This is a genomic window from Kitasatospora sp. MAA19, from assembly GCF_029894125.1.
Lineage (GTDB): Bacteria > Actinomycetota > Actinomycetes > Streptomycetales > Streptomycetaceae > Kitasatospora.
The window spans coordinates 404,804-421,807 of the sequence record NZ_JARXYZ010000003.1; the positions used below are offsets into that span (position 1 = coordinate 404,804).

General features: G+C 73.8%; 12 protein-coding genes. 5 read left to right on the top strand and 7 right to left on the bottom strand.

All coding sequences use genetic code 11. The features are described from left to right. Nucleotides 1-71: 71 nt before the first annotated feature. Complete coding sequence (locus P3T27_RS07490) at nucleotides 72-1,676, top strand: MDR family MFS transporter (RefSeq protein WP_280675520.1); 1,605 nt, start codon at nucleotides 72-74, stop codon at nucleotides 1,674-1,676. Between the two features lie 107 nt (nucleotides 1,677-1,783). Here P3T27_RS07490 and P3T27_RS07495 read toward each other — a convergent pair whose 3' ends face one another. Next, the gene (locus P3T27_RS07495) at nucleotides 1,784-2,659 is read right to left on the bottom strand and encodes an A/G-specific adenine glycosylase (RefSeq protein WP_280675803.1); all 876 of its coding nucleotides are present in this window, start codon (nucleotides 2,657-2,659) and stop codon (nucleotides 1,784-1,786) included. Nucleotides 2,660-2,947: 288 nt separating this feature from the next. Between P3T27_RS07495 and P3T27_RS07500 the strand changes: the two genes are divergently transcribed. Further along, the gene (locus tag P3T27_RS07500) at nucleotides 2,948-3,802 is read left to right on the top strand and encodes a hypothetical protein (RefSeq protein WP_280675522.1); all 855 of its coding nucleotides are present in this window, start codon (nucleotides 2,948-2,950) and stop codon (nucleotides 3,800-3,802) included. Between the two features lie 132 nt (nucleotides 3,803-3,934). On the opposite strand, the gene disA is transcribed toward P3T27_RS07500, so the two are convergent. Both disA and radA read right to left on the bottom strand, forming a co-directional pair. Then, entirely contained in the window at nucleotides 3,935-4,993 is a 1,059-nt protein-coding gene (gene disA / locus P3T27_RS07505) for a DNA integrity scanning diadenylate cyclase DisA (RefSeq protein WP_063351299.1), read from the bottom strand. Nucleotides 4,994-5,194: 201 nt separating this feature from the next. Further along, the gene (gene radA / locus P3T27_RS07510; protein WP_280675524.1) at nucleotides 5,195-6,694 is read right to left on the bottom strand and encodes a DNA repair protein RadA; all 1,500 of its coding nucleotides are present in this window, start codon (nucleotides 6,692-6,694) and stop codon (nucleotides 5,195-5,197) included. Nucleotides 6,695-6,842: 148 nt separating this feature from the next. On the opposite strand from radA, the gene P3T27_RS07515 reads away from it, so the two are divergent. Further along, complete coding sequence (locus P3T27_RS07515) at nucleotides 6,843-8,756, top strand: sigma-70 family RNA polymerase sigma factor (protein WP_280675526.1); 1,914 nt, start codon at nucleotides 6,843-6,845, stop codon at nucleotides 8,754-8,756. A 31-nt stretch (nucleotides 8,757-8,787) separates the two neighbouring features. Here P3T27_RS07515 and P3T27_RS07520 read toward each other — a convergent pair whose 3' ends face one another. Together P3T27_RS07520 and P3T27_RS07525 are read right to left on the bottom strand one after the other, a co-directional pair. After that, nucleotides 8,788-10,122 carry a DUF1254 domain-containing protein gene (locus P3T27_RS07520; RefSeq protein WP_280675528.1) on the bottom strand — a complete coding sequence of 445 codons (1,335 nt, stop codon included), beginning with the start codon at nucleotides 10,120-10,122 and terminating at the stop codon, nucleotides 8,788-8,790. After that, a complete protein-coding gene (locus tag P3T27_RS07525; protein WP_280675534.1) occupies nucleotides 10,119-11,237 on the bottom strand; it encodes a DUF1254 domain-containing protein in 1,119 nt (372 codons plus the stop codon). The genes P3T27_RS07520 and P3T27_RS07525 overlap by 4 nt, the downstream gene beginning before the upstream one ends. Before the next feature lie 261 nt (nucleotides 11,238-11,498). Between P3T27_RS07525 and P3T27_RS07530 the strand changes: the two genes are divergently transcribed. Beyond that, the gene (locus P3T27_RS07530) at nucleotides 11,499-12,539 is read left to right on the top strand and encodes an NAD-dependent epimerase/dehydratase family protein (RefSeq protein ID WP_280675536.1); all 1,041 of its coding nucleotides are present in this window, start codon (nucleotides 11,499-11,501) and stop codon (nucleotides 12,537-12,539) included. A 178-nt stretch (nucleotides 12,540-12,717) separates the two neighbouring features. On the opposite strand, the gene P3T27_RS07535 is transcribed toward P3T27_RS07530, so the two are convergent. Next, entirely contained in the window at nucleotides 12,718-13,767 is a 1,050-nt protein-coding gene (locus P3T27_RS07535; protein ID WP_280675539.1) for a family 2 encapsulin nanocompartment cargo protein polyprenyl transferase, read from the bottom strand. 287 nt (nucleotides 13,768-14,054) lie between these two features. Then, on the bottom strand, nucleotides 14,055-15,476 hold the full coding sequence (locus tag P3T27_RS07540) for a family 2B encapsulin nanocompartment shell protein (RefSeq protein WP_280675541.1): 1,422 nt from the start codon (nucleotides 15,474-15,476) through the stop codon (nucleotides 14,055-14,057). Nucleotides 15,477-15,853: 377 nt separating this feature from the next. Here P3T27_RS07540 and P3T27_RS07545 point away from each other — a divergent pair, with 377 nt between their 5' ends. After that, nucleotides 15,854-16,933 (top strand): ATP-grasp domain-containing protein, encoded by a 1,080-nt coding sequence (locus tag P3T27_RS07545; RefSeq protein ID WP_280675543.1) that lies wholly within the window; start codon nucleotides 15,854-15,856, stop codon nucleotides 16,931-16,933. Nucleotides 16,934-17,004: the final 71 nt, after the last annotated feature.

A 17,004-nucleotide genomic window follows, 5' to 3' on the forward strand; every position in this document is an offset into this window, starting at 1 on the left:
CGGGCGACAAGTAAGTGCATCATCGCGCGGCCTCCGCCCGTCCGAAACACCCCTCCGGGAGACACCACCTCATGTCAGAGTCCAAGACCACCGGCCCGGTACCGGAGGAGAAGACAGCCGAGGAGGAGCAGCCGCGGTCACCCCGCGAAATCCGCCTCGTCATGGTCGGCCTGGTCGTCACCATGCTGCTGGCCATGCTCGACAACCTGATCGTCGGCACCGCGATGCCGACCATCGTCGGCGACCTCGGCGGCGCCGAGCACCTGTCCTGGGTGGTCACCTCGTACACCCTGGCCACCGCCGCCTCCACCCCGATCTGGGGCAAGCTCGGCGACCTCTACGGCCGCAAGGGCACCTTCCTCACCTCGATCGTGATCTTCCTGGTGGGCTCGGCGCTGTCCGGCCTGTCGCAGAACATGAACGAGCTGATCGGCTTCCGCGCCCTCCAGGGCCTGGGCGCCGGCGGCCTGATGGTCGGCGTCATGTCGATCATGGGCGCGCTGGTCCCGCCGCGCGACCGCGGCAAGTACCAGGGCATGTTCGCCGCGGTCATGGCGCTCGCCACCATCGGCGGCCCGCTGGTCGGCGGCTTCATCACCGACCACCTGAGCTGGCACTGGACCTTCTACATCAACCTGCCGCTCGGCGTGATCGCGCTCGCCGTGGTCGTCGTCACCCTGAAGCTGCCGAAGGTCCGCAACAAGGCCCGGATCGACTACCTGGGCGCCATCCTGCTCACCACCGGCATCACCTCGCTCGTCCTGATCACCACCTGGGGCGGCCAGCAGTACGACTGGGGCTCCAAGCAGATCCTGGGCCTCGCCGCGCTCGCCGCCGCGACGCTGATCGCCTTCTGCTACGTCGAGCAGCGGGTGCAGGAGCCGATGCTGCCGCTGAGCCTGTTCAAGAACCTGAACTTCACCCTGGTCTCGGTGATCGGCTTCATCGTCGGCTTCGTGATGTTCGGCGCGACCGTGTTCCTGCCGCTCTACCAGCAGGTCGTCCAGGGCGCCTCGGCCACCAACTCCGGCCTGCTGCTGATGCCGATGATGTTCGGCATGCTGGTCGTCTCGCTGGTGGTCGGCCAGGCCGTCACCAAGACCGGCAAGTACCGGATCTACCCGATCATCGGCACCATCGTGATGGCCGTCGGCATGGTGCTGCTCTCCACCATGGGCACCACGACCAGCAGCTTCACCTCCGCCTGCTGGATGGTCGTGCTCGGCGCCGGCATGGGCTTCCTGATGCAGATCACCATGCTGGTCGCGCAGAACAGCGTCGAGCTCAAGGACATGGGCGTGGCCAGCTCGACCGCCACCCTGTTCCGCACCATCGGCGGTTCCTTCGGTGTCGCGCTGTTCGGCGCCCTGTTCAACAACCGGGTCACCGACACCATGAAGGAGCGGCTCGGCGACCACGCGGCGGCGGGCGGCGGCGGCATGAAGGACCCGGGCCAGATGAGTCCGGCCGACCTGCGCAAGCTCCCCGAGAACATCCAGGACGCCTACCACCACGCGGTGTCCAACGGCATGCACACCGTGTTCCTGTGGGGCGCGGGCGTGGCCGTGGTCGCGATCGCCGCGGCGGTGTTCATGCGCGAGGTGCCGCTGCGCGGTGCCGGCGCGGGCAAGGCGGACAAGTCGGCCGAGGCCTCGCTGGAGGCGGCGGCCGTCTGACCCGGCGCTTCCGCTGACGTACGGCGCCCCCGGAAGACCGCTTCCGGGGGCGCCTTCGTCGTACCGTCGCCGGTTGTCGGGGCAGTGCGGCTACCGGGGCGGTCCGGCTACTGGGGCAGCCGGTAGACGCCCTGTTCGACGGGCTCCACCAGGCCGTCCGCGACCAGGCCGTCCAGTGCCCGGGCCCGCTGCACCGCGTCCGGCCAGACCGCGTCCAGCCGGGCCTGCGGCACCGGGTCGTGCGCCTCCCGCAGCACCGCGAGCAGCTTGCCGCGCACCTGGCGGTCCGTCCCCTCGTAGGACTGGCCGCGCCGGGCCGGGCCCTCGTACGGCGGGCGGCCGGCCCGCTGCCAGGCGCAGTGGGCGAACAGCGGGCAGTCCCCGCACTCCGGGCCGCGCGCGGTGCAGACCAGCGCGCCCAGCTCCATCACGCCGACCGCCCAGGTGGCCGCGGTCTCGGCGTCGTCGGGCAGCAGCGCGGTCGCCGTCCGGCGCTCGGCGGCGGTGGTGGCCTGGGCCGGGTACTCGACGCCGGACACCGCGCGGGCGAACACCCGGCGGACGTTGGTGTCCAGCACCACGTGCCGCTGGCGGAAGGCGAAGGAGGCGACGGCGGCGGCCGTGTACTCCCCCACCCCGGGCAGTGACAGCAGGGTGGCGTGGTCGTCCGGCACCTCGCCGCCGTGGTCCGCGGTGATCGCCACCGCGGCGGCGTGCAGCCGCAGCGCACGGCGCGGGTAGCCGAGCCGGCCCCACATCCGGACGGCCTCTCCGGGCGCGTCGGCCGCGAGGTCGGCCGGGGTGGGCCAGCGGGTCAGCCACGCCTCCCAGGCGGGCAGCACCCGCTTCACCGGGGTCTGCTGGAGCATGAACTCGCTCACCATGATCGCCCAGGGCGTGGCCTCGGGCGTCCGCCAGGGGAGGTCGCGCTTTCCGGCCTCGTACCAGTCGAGGACGGTCGCGTGCAGCAGCGGCAGGGGCATCGGCGGCCGGACGGCGTCCGGCCGGGCGCCTGCCGGGGAGACGGGGGCGGGGGTGACGGTGATGGCAGCCATGGCCCTCCGATCCTCCCATGCCGATGGACCCGGACGAATCGGAGGAGCATGCTCCGGATCTTCCGGCGGATCGGCCCGCGAACCGGCCGGTGGATCTGCCGAAATCACCGTTTCGAGGCTCCCTCGAACGGCGCAAATGGCGGATCATGTGAAGGAAGGGGCGACTGTGCGGTGTTGGTGAGTCATGCAGCACACACAGTCTCGTAGAGTTTGGGCGTGCCCTCTCTGCGTCAACCCGTGGGACCGCTGCCGGCCTCGATCTACTGGCGTCGGCGCGTCGTCGTGCTCGCCGCCGTCGCGGCGGTCGTCGCCCTGATCGCCTGGCTGATGACCGATCAGGGCGGAGGCGGTGACGGCGGCTCACAAGGCAAGGCCGCGCAGGCCGTTCCGCCCCAGTCCCAGACCCCGACCCCCGCCCAGTCCATCACGCCCGGCGCGTCCCCGAGCGGCCCCGCGGCGCGCCCCGGCGGAGGCCCGGTGGCCGGATCCGGCGGCGGCGAGGTCAGCCTCAGCACCGGCGGCACCGGCGGCGCCCCCAACCCGGCTCCCGCCACCGGCGGTGGCACGGGCAACGGCGCGGCGGCCGGCGGTTCGGGTGGCGCGGGTGGCTCCGGTGGTTCCGGCGGCGCCCCGGTGGTGAACACGCCCGAGGTGATGGCGCTTCCGGTCTGCGTCTCCTCCCAGGTCACCCTGGAACTGGCCAGCGCACAGAATTCGTACCAGCCCAAGGACAAGCCGCGGCTCTCGCTCACCGTGAAGAACGCCTCCGGCGCCAACTGCCGGGTGGACCTGGGCCGGACGGCCTCGGCGATCACCGTGACCGCCAGCAACGGCGACCGGGTCTGGTCCTCCGGCGACTGCCCGGCCGACCGCGGCAGCAGCTGGGTGCAGATCCCGGCCAACAACGGGCTGACCGAGACCTTCACCTGGGACCGCAGCCGCAGCAAGCCGCAGTGCGCCACCGCCGACCCGACGCCCCCCGCGGCGGGCACCTACCTGGTGGTCGCCGACCTCACCGGCCTCTCCGGCGGCCAGGTCTCGGCGCGTTCCTCGATCCGCCTGGAGAGCTGAGCCCTCCTCAACCCGCTTCGAAGCCTCCGACCGCGCTGCGGTCGGGGGCTTCGGCGTCTTCCGGGCCCGCCCGGGATGCGCGACGGCCCCCGGGGGAGCGTTTCCCCGGGGCCGTCGCGGTGGCGCGTCGGATCAGACGTAGCGCTCCAGGATGGACGATTCGGCAAGGCGGGACAGGCCCTCGCGGACCGAGCGGGCCCGGGTCTCGCCGACGCCCTCGACCGTCTGCAGGTCGTCGATGCTGGCGGCGAGCAGCTTCTGCAGGCCCCCGAAGTGCTCGACCAGGCGCTCTATCACCGTGTTGGGCAGGCGCGGGATCTTCGCCAGCAGCCGGTAGCCGCGAGGCGAGACCGCGGAGTCCAGCGACTCCGGGGAGCCCGAGTAGCCGAGCGCCTTGGCGACCGTCTGAAGGTCCAGCAGCTCGGCGTGGGTGAGCGCCTCCAGGTCGGCCAGCACCTCGTTGACCGTCCGGCCCTTCTTGGCGGCCCGCTCCGGGAAGTAGTCCCGGGCGACCAGTTCGCGCTCCGGCTCCACGCCCGCGATCAGCTCGTCCAGCTGGAGCGAGAGCAGTCGGCCGTCGATGCCGAGCTCCAGCACGTAGCCGGCGATCTCGGTGGCGATCAGCCGGACCATCTCCAGCCGCTGGGCCACGGCGGTGACGTCCCGGACCGTCACCAGGTCCTCGATCTCCAGCGCGGACAGCGTGCCGGCCACCTCGTCCAGGCGCAGCTTGTAGCGCTCCAGGGTGGCCAGCGCCTGGTTGGCGCGGGACAGGACGGTGGTCGAGTCCTCCAGCACCCGGCGGGTGCCGTTGACGTACATCGCGATCAGCCGCATCGAGTGCGAGACCGCCACCACCGGGAAGCCGGTCTGCCGGTTGACCCGCTCGGCGGTGCGGTGGCGGGTGCCGGTCTCGTCGGTGGGGATGGTGGAGTCCGGCATCAGGTGCACGCCGGCCCGGACGATCTTGGTGATGTCCTTGTCCAGCACCACCGCGCCGTCGAGCTTGCACAGCTCGCGCAGCCGGGTCGCGGTGAACTCGACGTCCAGGACGAAACCGCCGGTGCAGATCGACTCGACGGTCTTGTCGAAACCGAGCACGATCAGGCCGCCGGTGTTGGCCCGGAGCACCCGCTCCAGGCCGTCGCGCAGCCCCGTGCCGGGCGCGATGGCACTGAGGGAGGCCCGCAGCAGGGCCTCCTCACGGGAGGCCTTGTCCGCCCCCCGGTCGCTGGCTGCCACGTGACTCCTCCGGTCGACCCCGTGCCGCGCGCCTCGCGCCGTGCGCCGGTCCGCGGTCTGTTGCTCTGTCGCTCAGTACCGCTCGGTACTGCCCTCTGGCCAATGAGACTGGGGAAAGTCTAACTGCGTGCGGCATCGACAGGGCTTGGGTCAGCGCAGTTCGTCGGAGTCGAGCGGCTCCCAGCCCTCCATCAGCTCCTCCGGGTGCGCGATGACCCGGGCCGCGCGCGGGGCCGGCGGCGCCGACGGTGCCTCAGCACGCGGCTTGGCGGCGGCCCGGCGGCGACCCGGGATGGCCCGCAGCGCCTCGCCGATGTCGGCCACCTCGACCACCTTCATGCCCGGCGGCACCTTGCCCGGATCCGGCGGCACCAGGGCGTGGGTGAAGCCCAACCGGTGCGCCTCGGCGAGCCGCCGCTGCACCCCCGTCACCCGCCGTACCTCGCCCGCCAGGCCGACCTCGCCGATCGCCACCAGGTTGCTGGGCAGCGGGGTGTCCGAGGAGGAGCTGGCCACCGCGAGCGCGACCGCGAGATCGGCGGACGGCTCGCTCAGCTTCACCCCGCCCACCGTCGCGGTGTAGATGTCCTGCTTGCCGAGCTTCACCCCGCCGTGCCGCTCGACCACGGCCAGGATCATCGCGATCCGGGGCGACTCCAGGCCCGAGGTGGTGCGCCGCGGGGACGGGATCTGCGAATCCACCATCAGCGCCTGCACCTCCGCCACCAGCGGCCGCTTGCCCTCCAGGGTGACGGTGAGGCAGGTGCCGGGGACGGGCTTGTCACGCCTGGTCAGGAAGAGGCCGGACGGATCGGCCAGGCCGACGATGCCCTCGTCGTGCAGTTCGAAGCAGCCGACCTCGTCGGTGGCACCGTAGCGGTTCTTGACCCCGCGGATGAGCCGCAGCCGGGCGTGCCGGTCCCCCTCGAAGCTGAGCACCACGTCCACCAGGTGCTCCAGCAGGCGCGGGCCGGCGATCTGGCCGTCCTTGGTGACGTGGCCGACCAGCAGCGTCGCCATCCCGCGCTCCTTGGAGGCCCGGATCAGCGCGGCCGCCACCTCGCGGACCTGGGCCGGGCCGCCGGGGGCGCCGTCCAGCTCGGCGGAGGCGATGGTCTGCACCGAGTCCAGGATCAGCAGGCCGGGGTTGACCGCCTCGACGTGCCCGAGCACGGCGCCGAGGTCGGACTCGGCGGCGAGATAGAGGTGCTCGGAGAGGGCGTTGATCCGGTCGGCGCGCAGTCGGACCTGACCGGCCGACTCCTCGCCGGTGACGTAGAGCGTGCGGTGCCGCTCGCTGGCCGCCTTGGCCGCGACGTCCAGCAGCAGGGTGGACTTGCCGACGCCGGGCTCGCCGGCCAGCAGGACCACCGCGCCGGGGACCAGCCCGCCCCCGAGCACCCGGTCCAGCTCCGGCACGCCCGTCGAACGGGCCGTCGCGACCTGGCCGTCCACCTGGGCGATCGGGCGCGCGGGCGCGCTGACCGGGCCCGCGGCGGTCGTCCGGATCGGCACCGCGCCGTACTCCTCGACGGTGCCCCAGGCGTTGCACTCCGGGCAGCGGCCGACCCACTTGGGCAGCTGGTTGCCGCACTCGGTGCAGCGGTACGCCGGGCGCGGCTTGGCGGTGGTCTTGGAACGGGCAGCCATGTGGCCCACCGTAGTGCCTGGGTCCGACAAGACCGGACGGGCCGGGCGCCGGCGGCGTCCACACAGATGGACGATGCTGTTACCCGAAAGAAGTACATGCGCGGCGAACGGCCGGGGTGCGCCGCCCGCCGTCTCTACCGTCGGACGGGTGACAACGCGTACTGAAGGGCCGCCGGCCGCCGTGCTCGCGGCGTACGACCGGCAGGTGGACGGCCTGTTCACCTACTGTCTCTCGGTGCTGTGCGAGCACGACGCGGCCGCCGGCGCCCTGCGCGAGGTCCGCGAGCTGGCGCGGCAGCACGGCGCCCGGCTGGCCGAGCCCGGGCTGGTCCGGGCCTGGCTGTTCTCGCTGGCCCGGTACTGCTGCCTGCGGCGGCTCTCGGACGGCGCCGGGCGGGAGACCACGGCGGAGCCGACCGAGGCCGAGACGGCCCGGCGGCGGCGCGAGCTGGCCTCGCTCGCCTGGCCGGAGGCGGCCGGCACCGATCCGGAGCAGCGCGAGGCGCTGGAACTGTCCGTCCGGCACCGGCTGACCCCGCACGAGGTGGCGGCGGTGCTGGGCCTGCCGTTCGAGCGGACCCGGGCGCTGCTCGGCGCCGCCGGGGCGGAGGTCGCCCGGACCAGGGCGGCCCTGCTGGTGCTCGGTGTGCGCAGCTGCCCGGAACTGGACCGGCTCGGCGGGGCCGGGGCGGAGTCCTGGCGGGACCGGGTGCTGGGCCCGGCGCTGCGTCGGGAGCTGGTGCAGCACGTGGTGGACTGCCCGACCTGCCGGGGGACGGCGGAGCGGGTGGCCGGCGAGGCGGCGGAGGGCTCGGCGGGGAGGTCCGGGCTGCCGCTGCTGGCGGCGCCCGCCCCGGCCGCGGTGCCCTCCGTGGCGTCCTCCGCGGCGTCCTCGGACGCGGGGGCGGTGACGTACCTGCCGTCGGCGGTCGGGGCGGTGCGGCGGGCGGGGGCGGTGCCGGCGGCCGAGCCGGGGCTGCGGTTCGACCAGAGCGGCTTCCCCCGGCACCGGGCTCCGGACGCGGGCCGGGCCCTGGCGGTGCGGCGGCGGGTGGTGACCACCGGGGTGCTCGCGGCCGTCCTGGCGGCGCCGGTGGTCGCGCTGTGGGCGGGGCACCGGGGCGACGGGCCGGGGGCGGCGGCCGCGGTGTCCACGGTGCGGGTGGAGGAGGCGGGACAGCCGGACGGCCGGCGGCCGGCGGCGGGTGCCCCGGCGGGCACGGGGCTGTCGGGGGCACCGGGGATGCCGGGGATGGAGCTGGCGGGTGCGGGGGCGGTGAGTGCCGAGGAGGCCGGTGCAGAAACGTTGCTTCCCGGCTTTCCGCGGCTGACCATCCTGGGGCCGGTGGTGCCGGTGCCGGCCCGGGGCGCGACCCCGATCAGCAGTCCGACCCTGGTCGCCGCCCCGGTCCCCACGGTCGGGCGGGCCTCCACGCCCGGGGCCGGCCCGGGCGTCGCCGACCCGGCTCCGGCCGGGCTGCTCACCGTCGAAGCCGCCGAGTACGGCAGCCGAACCGTCCTCACCCTCACCAACTCCGGTACCACTGAGATCCGTTGGCACGCCACGACGGACACCGGCTGGCTGCGGCTCAGCCGCGACTGCGGCACCCTCGCGCCGGGCCAGCGGATCACCGTGATCGTCACCGTGGACGAGGACCTCGCACCCACGACGCACTGGACGGCGCGGATCGCGCTGCCGCCCTCGCAGGCGGTGGTCACCCTGGAGGGCGGCCCGCACAACCGGGGCGGGTCGGCCTCCTCCCCCGCCGACCCGGGCGCGTCGGGCGCGTCGGGCGCGTCGCCGACGGCCACGGCGTCGGGCCCGGCGACGGCCACGGCGGGTCCGACGCCGGGTGGTACGCCGCACCCGTCGGGCACGGGCACGGCGACGCCGTCGGGGTCACCCTCGTCCTCGTCCTCGTCCTCGTCCGCCGGGCCGTCGTCGTCGGCATCACCGTCGCCGTCGCCGTCCTCGTCGGCGTCCGCGCACCCGTCCTCGCCGCCGTCCTCGGGCACCTCCACGGCCGTCCCGACGGGCACCGCGTCCCCGGCGGCGCACTGAGCGGGTGGCGCTGGTGGGCGCCGGGCGGCGGTCAGCTCCGGTCGATCGGCGGCACCCGGTAACTGCCGTCCAGCACGGCCGGCTTCGGGTGGTAGAGCCGGATGATCGGCCGGAACTCGCCGACCGGCGTGGGCAGCCAGTTGGCTGCCGCCACCGCGTCCTCGGGCTGCTCGTGCTGGAGCGTCAGCGTGAGCGAGCCGTCCTCGCCGTACACCAGGCCCGGGGTCCGGTCGCCGATCGAGTAGCGCCCGATCGGGTTGTCCACCAGGTAGTAGTCCGGCAGTGCGTACATCGTGACGGACCAGAACGCCTCGACGGGCGGCGGCTGGTCGAACCGCAGCGTGTAGCTGTGCGCGCCGGTGAGCGGGCGGCCGTCGGAGTCGTCGTAGGTCGTCGCGTACGAGGCCTCGTACGCGTGGTTGCCCCAGAGGCCGGCCCGGGCGGCACCGGCCCGGCTGAGGTACCCGGCGCGGCGGTCGGGGATGCGCCACTCGGGGTCGTCCAGGGTGCCGGGGCCCAGGTGGTCGATGTTGTAGTCGAACAGGTGGAGCGCCGAGCGCCACTCGCCGGGCGGGTGCTCCTCGGGCGGGCGGGTGGCGTCCTCGACCCGTTCGCGGCCGGCGGCCAGGCCCTTGGCCAGCGTGAGGGTCCAGTCGGCGGTGGTCGCGCGGTACGGCGAGATGCCCTCGTCGAGCAGGCCGAGCGGGGCGAAGCGCTGCTGGTACTCGACGTCCGGGCCGGCCGGCGGGAAGGCCTGCATCCAGACCCGCAGCCGTTCGAAGAAGGCCAGCCGCTCGGGCACCTCGGGGTCGGGCTCGGGCAGTCCGGCGACCAGCCCGCCGGGCTCCAGTGGCTCCAGGGTGAGGCGCTTCTGGAGGGCCTTGACCCGGGGGAGGTCGTCCGGGCCGTTGCAGGCGAAGCGGCCGACGATGGTGGCCACCGTGGACGGCGCCTCGATCACCCGGGTCGGGTCGGGCGGGGTGCCGTGCCAGCCGGGCGGGACGATCAGCCAGGTCTGCGCACCGGTGCCGGTGGCGCGGCTGCCGATGTAGGCGACGTTGTCCGTCCAGGCGCCGACGACCTGCAGCACGTAGTAGGCCCCGGCGGTGTCCGGGACCCGCAGCACCTGCGGGCCCTCGGAGAGGTCGAGCTGGGCGATCGAGTAGACGGTGTCGTTGTTGACCGAGACGAAGTGGTCCTTGGGCCCGGCCAGCCGGGTGGCGTGGCTGAAGTGGTTGAACGACGCCGCCGGCAGGGTGCCCAGGCCGCCCCGGGCGAAGCGCTCGACCATGGTGAGGCCGGCGACGAGCGGGTAGCCGTAGACGTAGGCGTCGGCGGCCAGGGCCTCCAGCTCGGGCTGGTTCATCGGGGTGTCCTTCGTCCGGTCGTCGCGGGCTCCGTGTGGTCCGCGCTGCCTGTGGTGCCCGCACTGCCTGTGGCGCCCCCGCGGTCCGGGCCGTTCGTGCCGTCCGCCGCCGAACCGCCGTGCCGGGACTCCTCGGTGGGCAGCGCGTAGAGACCCAGCCGCGCGCCCAGGGCCTGGCTGAGGAAGTCCGCGCCGATCTGCTCACGGGTGCCCCAGAACCCGGCCGGGGCGCCCGGTCCGGCGGCGGCCCGCTCCAGCCGCGCGCGGCCGTCGGCGATGCCGCGCTCGATCTCGGCGCGGACCTCGATCGGCAGCGTGGCGGGCTCGAACTCGCCGCGCCCGTCGATGCCGAGGTCGGTGAGGCGGCCGCGCAGGTCGATCTCGGCGGGCGGCAGCTCGACGGCCCCGCGGAGCGGGAAGAAGCCGAACAGGAAGTCGAGGAAGCCGAGGAACTCGACGGTGTCCAGCACCTCGGCTCGCCAGACCGGCCAGACCGGCTCCGGTGCGGGGTCGGGCGCCGGGGTGCCGGCGTACTCGTGCAGCGGGCGCAGCCGGTACTGCTGCTGGGCGGTCTTCAGGTCGGCGACGTCCGCCGGGGTGCGGTCGGCGAGGCGGGTGCGGCCGAGGATGCCGACCAGCCGGGTGGCGGTGCGGATCACGCCCCGGACGCCGGGCGGGGCCTCGCCGCGCCAGTCCGGGCCTGCCACCAGGTGGTCGCCGGCCTCCCGGCCGGTGGTCCGGGTGCCGATGAACCCGGCGTACACGGTGTCGAGTTCGTGCAGCGGGAGGACGTAGGGGCGGTCCACGGCCGGGACGGACAGCACCCACGGTTCGGTGCGCAGGTCGAGCCAGGCCCGGGAGTACGCGGTGTCGCTCTCGGCGGTGGCCCCGCCGGGGGTGGGGATGCCGGGGGTGGGGATGCCGGGAGCGGCCGGGCTGGGCGGCGGCGGGCGGTGGCGGAAGACGCCGAAGCCGCCGACGTACCCCGGGTCCGCGTCGTCCAGCGCCTGTGCGTACAGGGTGCGGTAGTTCTGCAGGATCGGGTAGCCGCGGACCCAGGCCTCGGCGGTGGTCGCGCGGATAGTGGCCGGGTCCACGAGTGCCGGGTTGGCCATGCTCGTCGCTCTCCCCAGTGCACGGAAGGCCGGCGGCGCCGGAGCGCACCGGAATCCAGGACATACCAGTACATAGGGGATGCTATGCGGGGTGGGGCTGGTCAGCATGTCGAATAGTCCACCGTCCGGGAGCCGGGGTCGGGTCGACCGGTGCGCGGGGCGTCGGCCAGGACGCCGGACGTTGCCGCCGATACCGGGCGTCCGCTCTGCTCAGCGCGAATCCGGGCATGCGACCGGGGCGGCCGGGAGAGGGTGACCGGTATGAAGATCCTTCTGCTCGGCGGTTCGTCCTTCCTCGGACGGGCCTACGCCTCCGAGGCGCTCGCCCGAGGCCACGAGGTGACCACCTTCAACCGCGGCCGCAGCGCCGACGACCTGGCCGGCGTCGAGGTTGTCCGGGGCGACCGCGACCGCGCCGACGACCTCGCCCGGCTGGTCGACGGCCGCACCTGGGACGCCGTCGTCGACACCTCCGCCCAACAGCCCGCCCAGGCCGCGATCTCCGCCCGGCTGCTGCGCCAACGCGCCCACCACTACACCCTCGTCTCCTCCGTGCACGCCTTCACCGACTGGCCCGCCCGGACCATCGCCGAGGACTCGCCGCTGCACCCCTGCCCCGCCGACACCCCGCCCGACCAGCCGCTCGGCACCCACCTCAAGGCCGGCTGCGAGCGCGCGGTGCTGGAGGGTTTCGGCGCCGAGCGGTCGCTGGTCCTCAACAGCGGGCTGCTCATCGGACCGTACGAGAACGGCGGCCGGCTGCCCTGGTGGCTGGAGCGGATGGCCCGCGGCGGGAAGGTGCTGGCTCCTGGCGACCCGGAGCGGACGATGCAGGTGATCGACGTCCGGGACTTCGCCGCCTTCGGGCTCGACCTGCTGACCGCCCGGACGGCGGGCCGCTACATCACCACGGCGCCGCCCGGACGGCTCACCTTCGGGGAGTGGCTGGAGACCTGCCGGGAGATCGCCGGCGCCGCGGACACCCGCCTGGCCTGGGTCGAGGACGCGCCGCTGCTCGCCGACGGGCCGGACAAGGTCGACCCGTGGACCGAACTCCCGCTCTGGGCACCGGACCTGCCCGAGATGGCGGGCGTCTGGCTCGCCGACACCACCCGGGCCGAGGCGGCCGGGCTGCGCTGCCGCCCGTTCGCCGAGACCGCGCGGGACACCTGGGAGTGGCTGCGCACCCGCGGCCCGGCCGAGGACACCGACGCCGAGGGGCGGAAGGGGCGCACGGAGGCCCAGGTGCGGCAGGGCATCGAACCGGCCAAGGAGCAGCGGCTGTTGGCCGCGTTCGGCTGAGGGCCGGTGGCGGGTGCTCGACGGGCACGGGTGGGGCCTGGCCGTAGGCACGGGGCAGGCTCCTGCGGCCTGGCCGCAGGTGCGGGGGCGGACGCCTGAGGGCTGTCCACCGGTGCGGGGCGGACGCCTGCGGAGTGGGACGTCGGGCCGGCCGACTTCCCACTCCCGACGAGCCCGGTCAGTGGGTGCGGCGGGTCACCAGCTCGGCGAGCGCCAGCAGTTCGTCGGCCGCAGACGGCTCCGGAACGGCCGTGGCCAGCTGCGCCATCGCCGCGGCCATCCGTTCGCAGGACTCGCCCTGCGCCCAGCCGCGCCCGCCGGCGCCCTCGACGGCCGCCGCGCAGTGCGCCAACTCCTCCGGACTGAGCGGGCGTTCGAGGGCGTACAGCGCGGCGAGCCGGTCCCCCTCCGGGGTGCCGGAGCCCAGCGCCGCGACCACCGGCAGCGACTTCTTCCGGGCGACCAGGTCCGCACCCACCGGCTTACCGGTCACCGCCGGATCGCCCCAGATCCCGATCAGGTCGTCGATCAGCTGGAACGCCAGCCCGATCTCCCGGCCGAAGCCGTCCATCGCCTGCGCGGCCTCCTCCGCCCCGCCGCCGTACAGGGCGCCCATCGCGCAGGCGGCACCGAGCAGGGAGCCGGTCTTCGCCTCCGCCATCGCCAGGCACTCGGCGAGCGAGACATCGCTGCGCTGCTCGAAGGCGCAGTCGATCTGCTGGCCCTCACACAGCTCGACCACGCAGTCGGTGAGCCGGCGTACGGAGCTCCGGGCGGCCGGGTGGTCGTCCTCGGCGAGCAGGCGCAGCGCCAGCGAGTGCATGGCGTCTCCGGCCAGGATGGCCTCGGTGGTGCCGAACACCCGCCAGGCGGTGGGCCGGTGGCGGCGCGTCTCGTCCCGGTCGATGACGTCGTCGTGGAGCAGGGTGAAGTTGTGCACCAGCTCGACGGCGGCGGCCGCGGCGGTGGCCGTGGCGGGCGTACCGCCGAGCGCCTGGGTGGCGGCGAGGACCATAGCCGGCCGGATCGCCTTGCCGGAGGGCGCCTCGGCGGGCGAGCCGTCCGCCTCCCACCAGCCGAAGTGGTAGCCGGCGACCTTGCGCATCGCGCCCGGCAGCGAGTCGACGGCGGCCCGCAGGACCGGGTCGACCAGGGTGCGGGCCCGGGCGAGGACGTCCGCCGCCTCGTGCCCCTCTTTGTGATCCCGCTCCAGCGTGGGACTCGTCATGGGTCTTCTCCCCCTGTCGGCCTGCCGTGAGGCGGCCTGGTGTGAGGTGCCGGCCGTGGGATGGCCGGCCCGGCTTCCGGACGTGCCGCGGCACGCCGCCCGGCCGGGGTGTGGGCTCCCCGGCCGGGCGGCGCGGCTTCGATTCCGACCGGCCCGGTCGGTCCTGGTGACTGTCGGGTTCTGGTGACTGCCGGGTTCTGGTGACTGCCCGGTTTCTGGTGCTGCGTGGCCGTCCGGCTCCAGCACTGCTCGGCTGTCGGGCTCCGGTGCTGCGTGGCCGTCCGGCCCTAGCGCTGCGCGACGTCCACGTTCTCCAGGACACCGACCGCATCCGGCACCAGAATCGCGGCGGAGTAGTAGGCGCTGACCAGGTAGGAAATGATGGCCTTGTCGTCGATTCCCATGAACCGCACCGAAAGGCTCGGCTGGTATTCGTCCGGAATTCCGGTCTGGTGCAGGCCGACGACGCCCTGGTTGTCCTCGCCGACGCGCATCGCGATGATCGAGGTGGTGCTCCCGCCGATGACCGGGATCTTGTTGCACGGGAAGACCGGCACCCCGCGCCAGGCGGTGACGTGCCTGCCCTCCACCTCGACCGTGCCCGGGACGAGGCCGCGCTTGCTGCACTCCCGGCCGAAGGCGGCGATGGCCTTGGGGTGGGCGAGGAACATCTTGGTGCTGCGGCGGCGGCTGAGCAGCTCGTCCATGTCGTCCGGGGTGGGCGGGCCGGAGTGGGTCTGGATCCGCTGGTCGTACGCGGCGTTCTCCAGCAGGCCGAACTCGGGGTTGTTGACGAGCTCGTGCTCCTGGCGCTCGCGCAGCGCCTCGATGGTCAGCCGGAGCTGGTGCTCGGTCTGGTTCATCGGCTGGCTGTAGAGGTCGGCGACGCGGGAGTGCACCTTGAGGATGGTCTGGGCGACGCTCAGCTCGTACTCGCGGGGCCTGAGCTCGTAGTCCACGAAGGCACCGGGCAGCTCGTACTCGCCCTGGTGGCCGGCGGAGAGGTCGATCGCGGCCTCGCCGTGCTTGTTCTGCGCCTGCTGGAAGCCGTTCAGGTACTCGATGACCTGGAGCTGCAGCGCCTCGGAGCGGTCGTGGAGCTCCTGGAAGGCGGGCCAGGAGAGCGCCATCACGGTGCCGGAGGTGGCGGCCCGGACGGTGTACGGCCAGGCGCCGTCCTCCTGCTGGAGGGCCTCGTCACCGAGGTGGTCGCCGTCGGCGAGGGTGCCGACCACCGTCTCCTCGCCGTACTTGCCGGTGCCGATCCGGTCGAGCTTGCCGTGCGCGATGACGAAGACCTCGTCGATCGCCGTCCCGGCCGAGACCAGCACATCGCCGGCGGAGAACTCCCGCTGCACGAAGCGCCCGGCCAGCTCCTCCAGGACGGCCTCGTCCTGGAAGCCGCGCAGCACCGGCACCTCGGCGAGCGTCGGCGGGACGATCCGCACCTCGGCACCGGTCTTGACGAAGCTCACCCGACCTCGGCCGACCGAGTAGCGCAGGCGGCGGTTGACCCGGTAGGTACCGCCGGAAACCTGCACCCAGGGCAGCATCCTGAGCAGCCAGCGCGGGCTGATGCCCTGCATCTGCGGCGCGGACTTGGTGGTCGTGGCGAGGTTGCGCGCACCCGCCGTGCTCAGACTCTGCTGCTGCCGGATCTCGGGCTGCCCGCCCGGGGCGGGAACACCGGCATTGGTTTCGGTCGACATAAGGGGAGCCCTTCGCATGCCCGATGAAAGTGTCGCCTTGCACATTCATGTTGCAGCTTCATGGTGCGCCCATTCGGCGGTATGCCGCAATCACTCATTCGAGTGGTCGGAATAGCCGAACAAATAGTACGACTGGATCACCCGATCGATATTTGTTCGACTGATTAATCGAACTCATCGGAGCGTCGCCTCCCATCCTCCCCCATCGACGCCCCCTCCGAGGTCGCCTCCGGACACCCTCGCGCGCGACGCCCCTCCCGCCCAGGCCCGAGGAACCGGCCGCTAAGGTGCCACCCCACAGGGCCGCCAGGCCAGTTGACGAGCACGGCCGGGACCGGACCCTGACCTTCCGTCACTCCATGCCCGGGGAGGCAGTCTTGACAGCTCCCGCACGCGTCTGGTTCAACCGCACCTACGCCGAGAACATCTTCTTCATCGAACAACTCCGCACCGCCCCGCGCCCGGTGACGGTCCACGCGACCCACGCCGACCCCGACTCCCCGATGCTCGCCGCCGCCGACCACGGCACCCTGGAACCCGCCGACCTGCCCGCCGACGCCTACGTCGGCTACGCGCTCGACTACTGCGCCCGGCACTCCATAACCGTCTTCCTGCCGCAGCTCCACCAACTCGCCATCGCCCTCGCCAGGCCCGAGTTCGAGGCGATCGGCACCACCCTGCTCTGTCCCCCCGCCACCGCGATCGCCACGTACGCCAGCAAGGCCGACGGCTACCGCGCGATCGCCGCCGCCGGGCTGCCCACCCCGCCCTGGTGGCGGGTCCGCACCGCCGACGAACTGCTCGACGCCGTCGACCGGATCGAGGCCGCCGGGCACACCGCCTGCCTCAAGCCCACCACCGGCGCGGGCGGAGCGGGCTTCCGGGTGCTCACCCGGGAGCCGTACGGGCCTCGGCGGCTGAACGGCTGGGACCACCGGGTCCAGGTCGAGCAGGTGGCCACCGCCCTGTCCGCCCGACCGGGTCCGGGGAATGCCGGGATCGACCCGGTCGACCTGCTGGTGATGCCCTACCTGGACGGGCCGGAGGTCTCGGTGGACTGCCTCGCCGACCGGGACGGCCGCCCGCTCACCGTGGTCGGCCGCACCAAGGAGGGCCGGCGCCGGGGCTTCACCACCGACGCGCGGTACCTGGAGCCGGTCCGGCAGCTGGTCCGGGCGAGCGGGATGGCGTACCTGTCCAACGTCCAGTTCCGCGAACTGGCCGGGCGGCCGGTGGTGATCGACGTCAACACCCGGCCCGCCGCCGGGCTGCACCAACTGCGGTTGTGCGGCCTCAACCTGCCCTGGGAGGCCGTACGGCTGGCGCTCGGTGAACGGCCGGAGCCCACGGGGGTGGAGCCGGACGTGCACGGCGTCGAGTACACGCTGGTCTCGGGCATCCAGCCGGTGCGGCCGCGCCGGGCGCCGAGCGTGGTCTCCCTGGTGCGGCAGCGGTAGCCGGGGGCGCTATGGCCGGTCTCGGGTGGCAGCGGCGGCCCGGGCGGGCACGACCGCGGGCCTTGCCTGGC

Excerpts from the sequence above, each read along its gene's own strand:
- P3T27_RS07540 (WP_280675541.1), bottom strand. The coding sequence starts at position 15,476 with ATGTCGACCGAAACCAATGCCGGTGTTCCCGCCCCGGGCGGGCAGCCC.
- P3T27_RS07495 (WP_280675803.1), bottom strand. The coding sequence starts at position 2,659 with ATGCCCCTGCCGCTGCTGCACGCGACCGTCCTCGACTGGTACGAGGCC.
- P3T27_RS07520 (WP_280675528.1), bottom strand. The coding sequence starts at position 10,122 with ATGAACCAGCCCGAGCTGGAGGCCCTGGCCGCCGACGCCTACGTCTAC.
- radA (WP_280675524.1), bottom strand. The coding sequence starts at position 6,694 with ATGGCTGCCCGTTCCAAGACCACCGCCAAGCCGCGCCCGGCGTACCGC.
- P3T27_RS07525 (WP_280675534.1), bottom strand. The coding sequence starts at position 11,237 with ATGGCCAACCCGGCACTCGTGGACCCGGCCACTATCCGCGCGACCACC.
- P3T27_RS07490 (WP_280675520.1), top strand. The coding sequence starts at position 72 with ATGTCAGAGTCCAAGACCACCGGCCCGGTACCGGAGGAGAAGACAGCC.
- P3T27_RS07535 (WP_280675539.1), bottom strand. The coding sequence starts at position 13,767 with ATGACGAGTCCCACGCTGGAGCGGGATCACAAAGAGGGGCACGAGGCG.
- P3T27_RS07530 (WP_280675536.1), top strand. The coding sequence starts at position 11,499 with ATGAAGATCCTTCTGCTCGGCGGTTCGTCCTTCCTCGGACGGGCCTAC.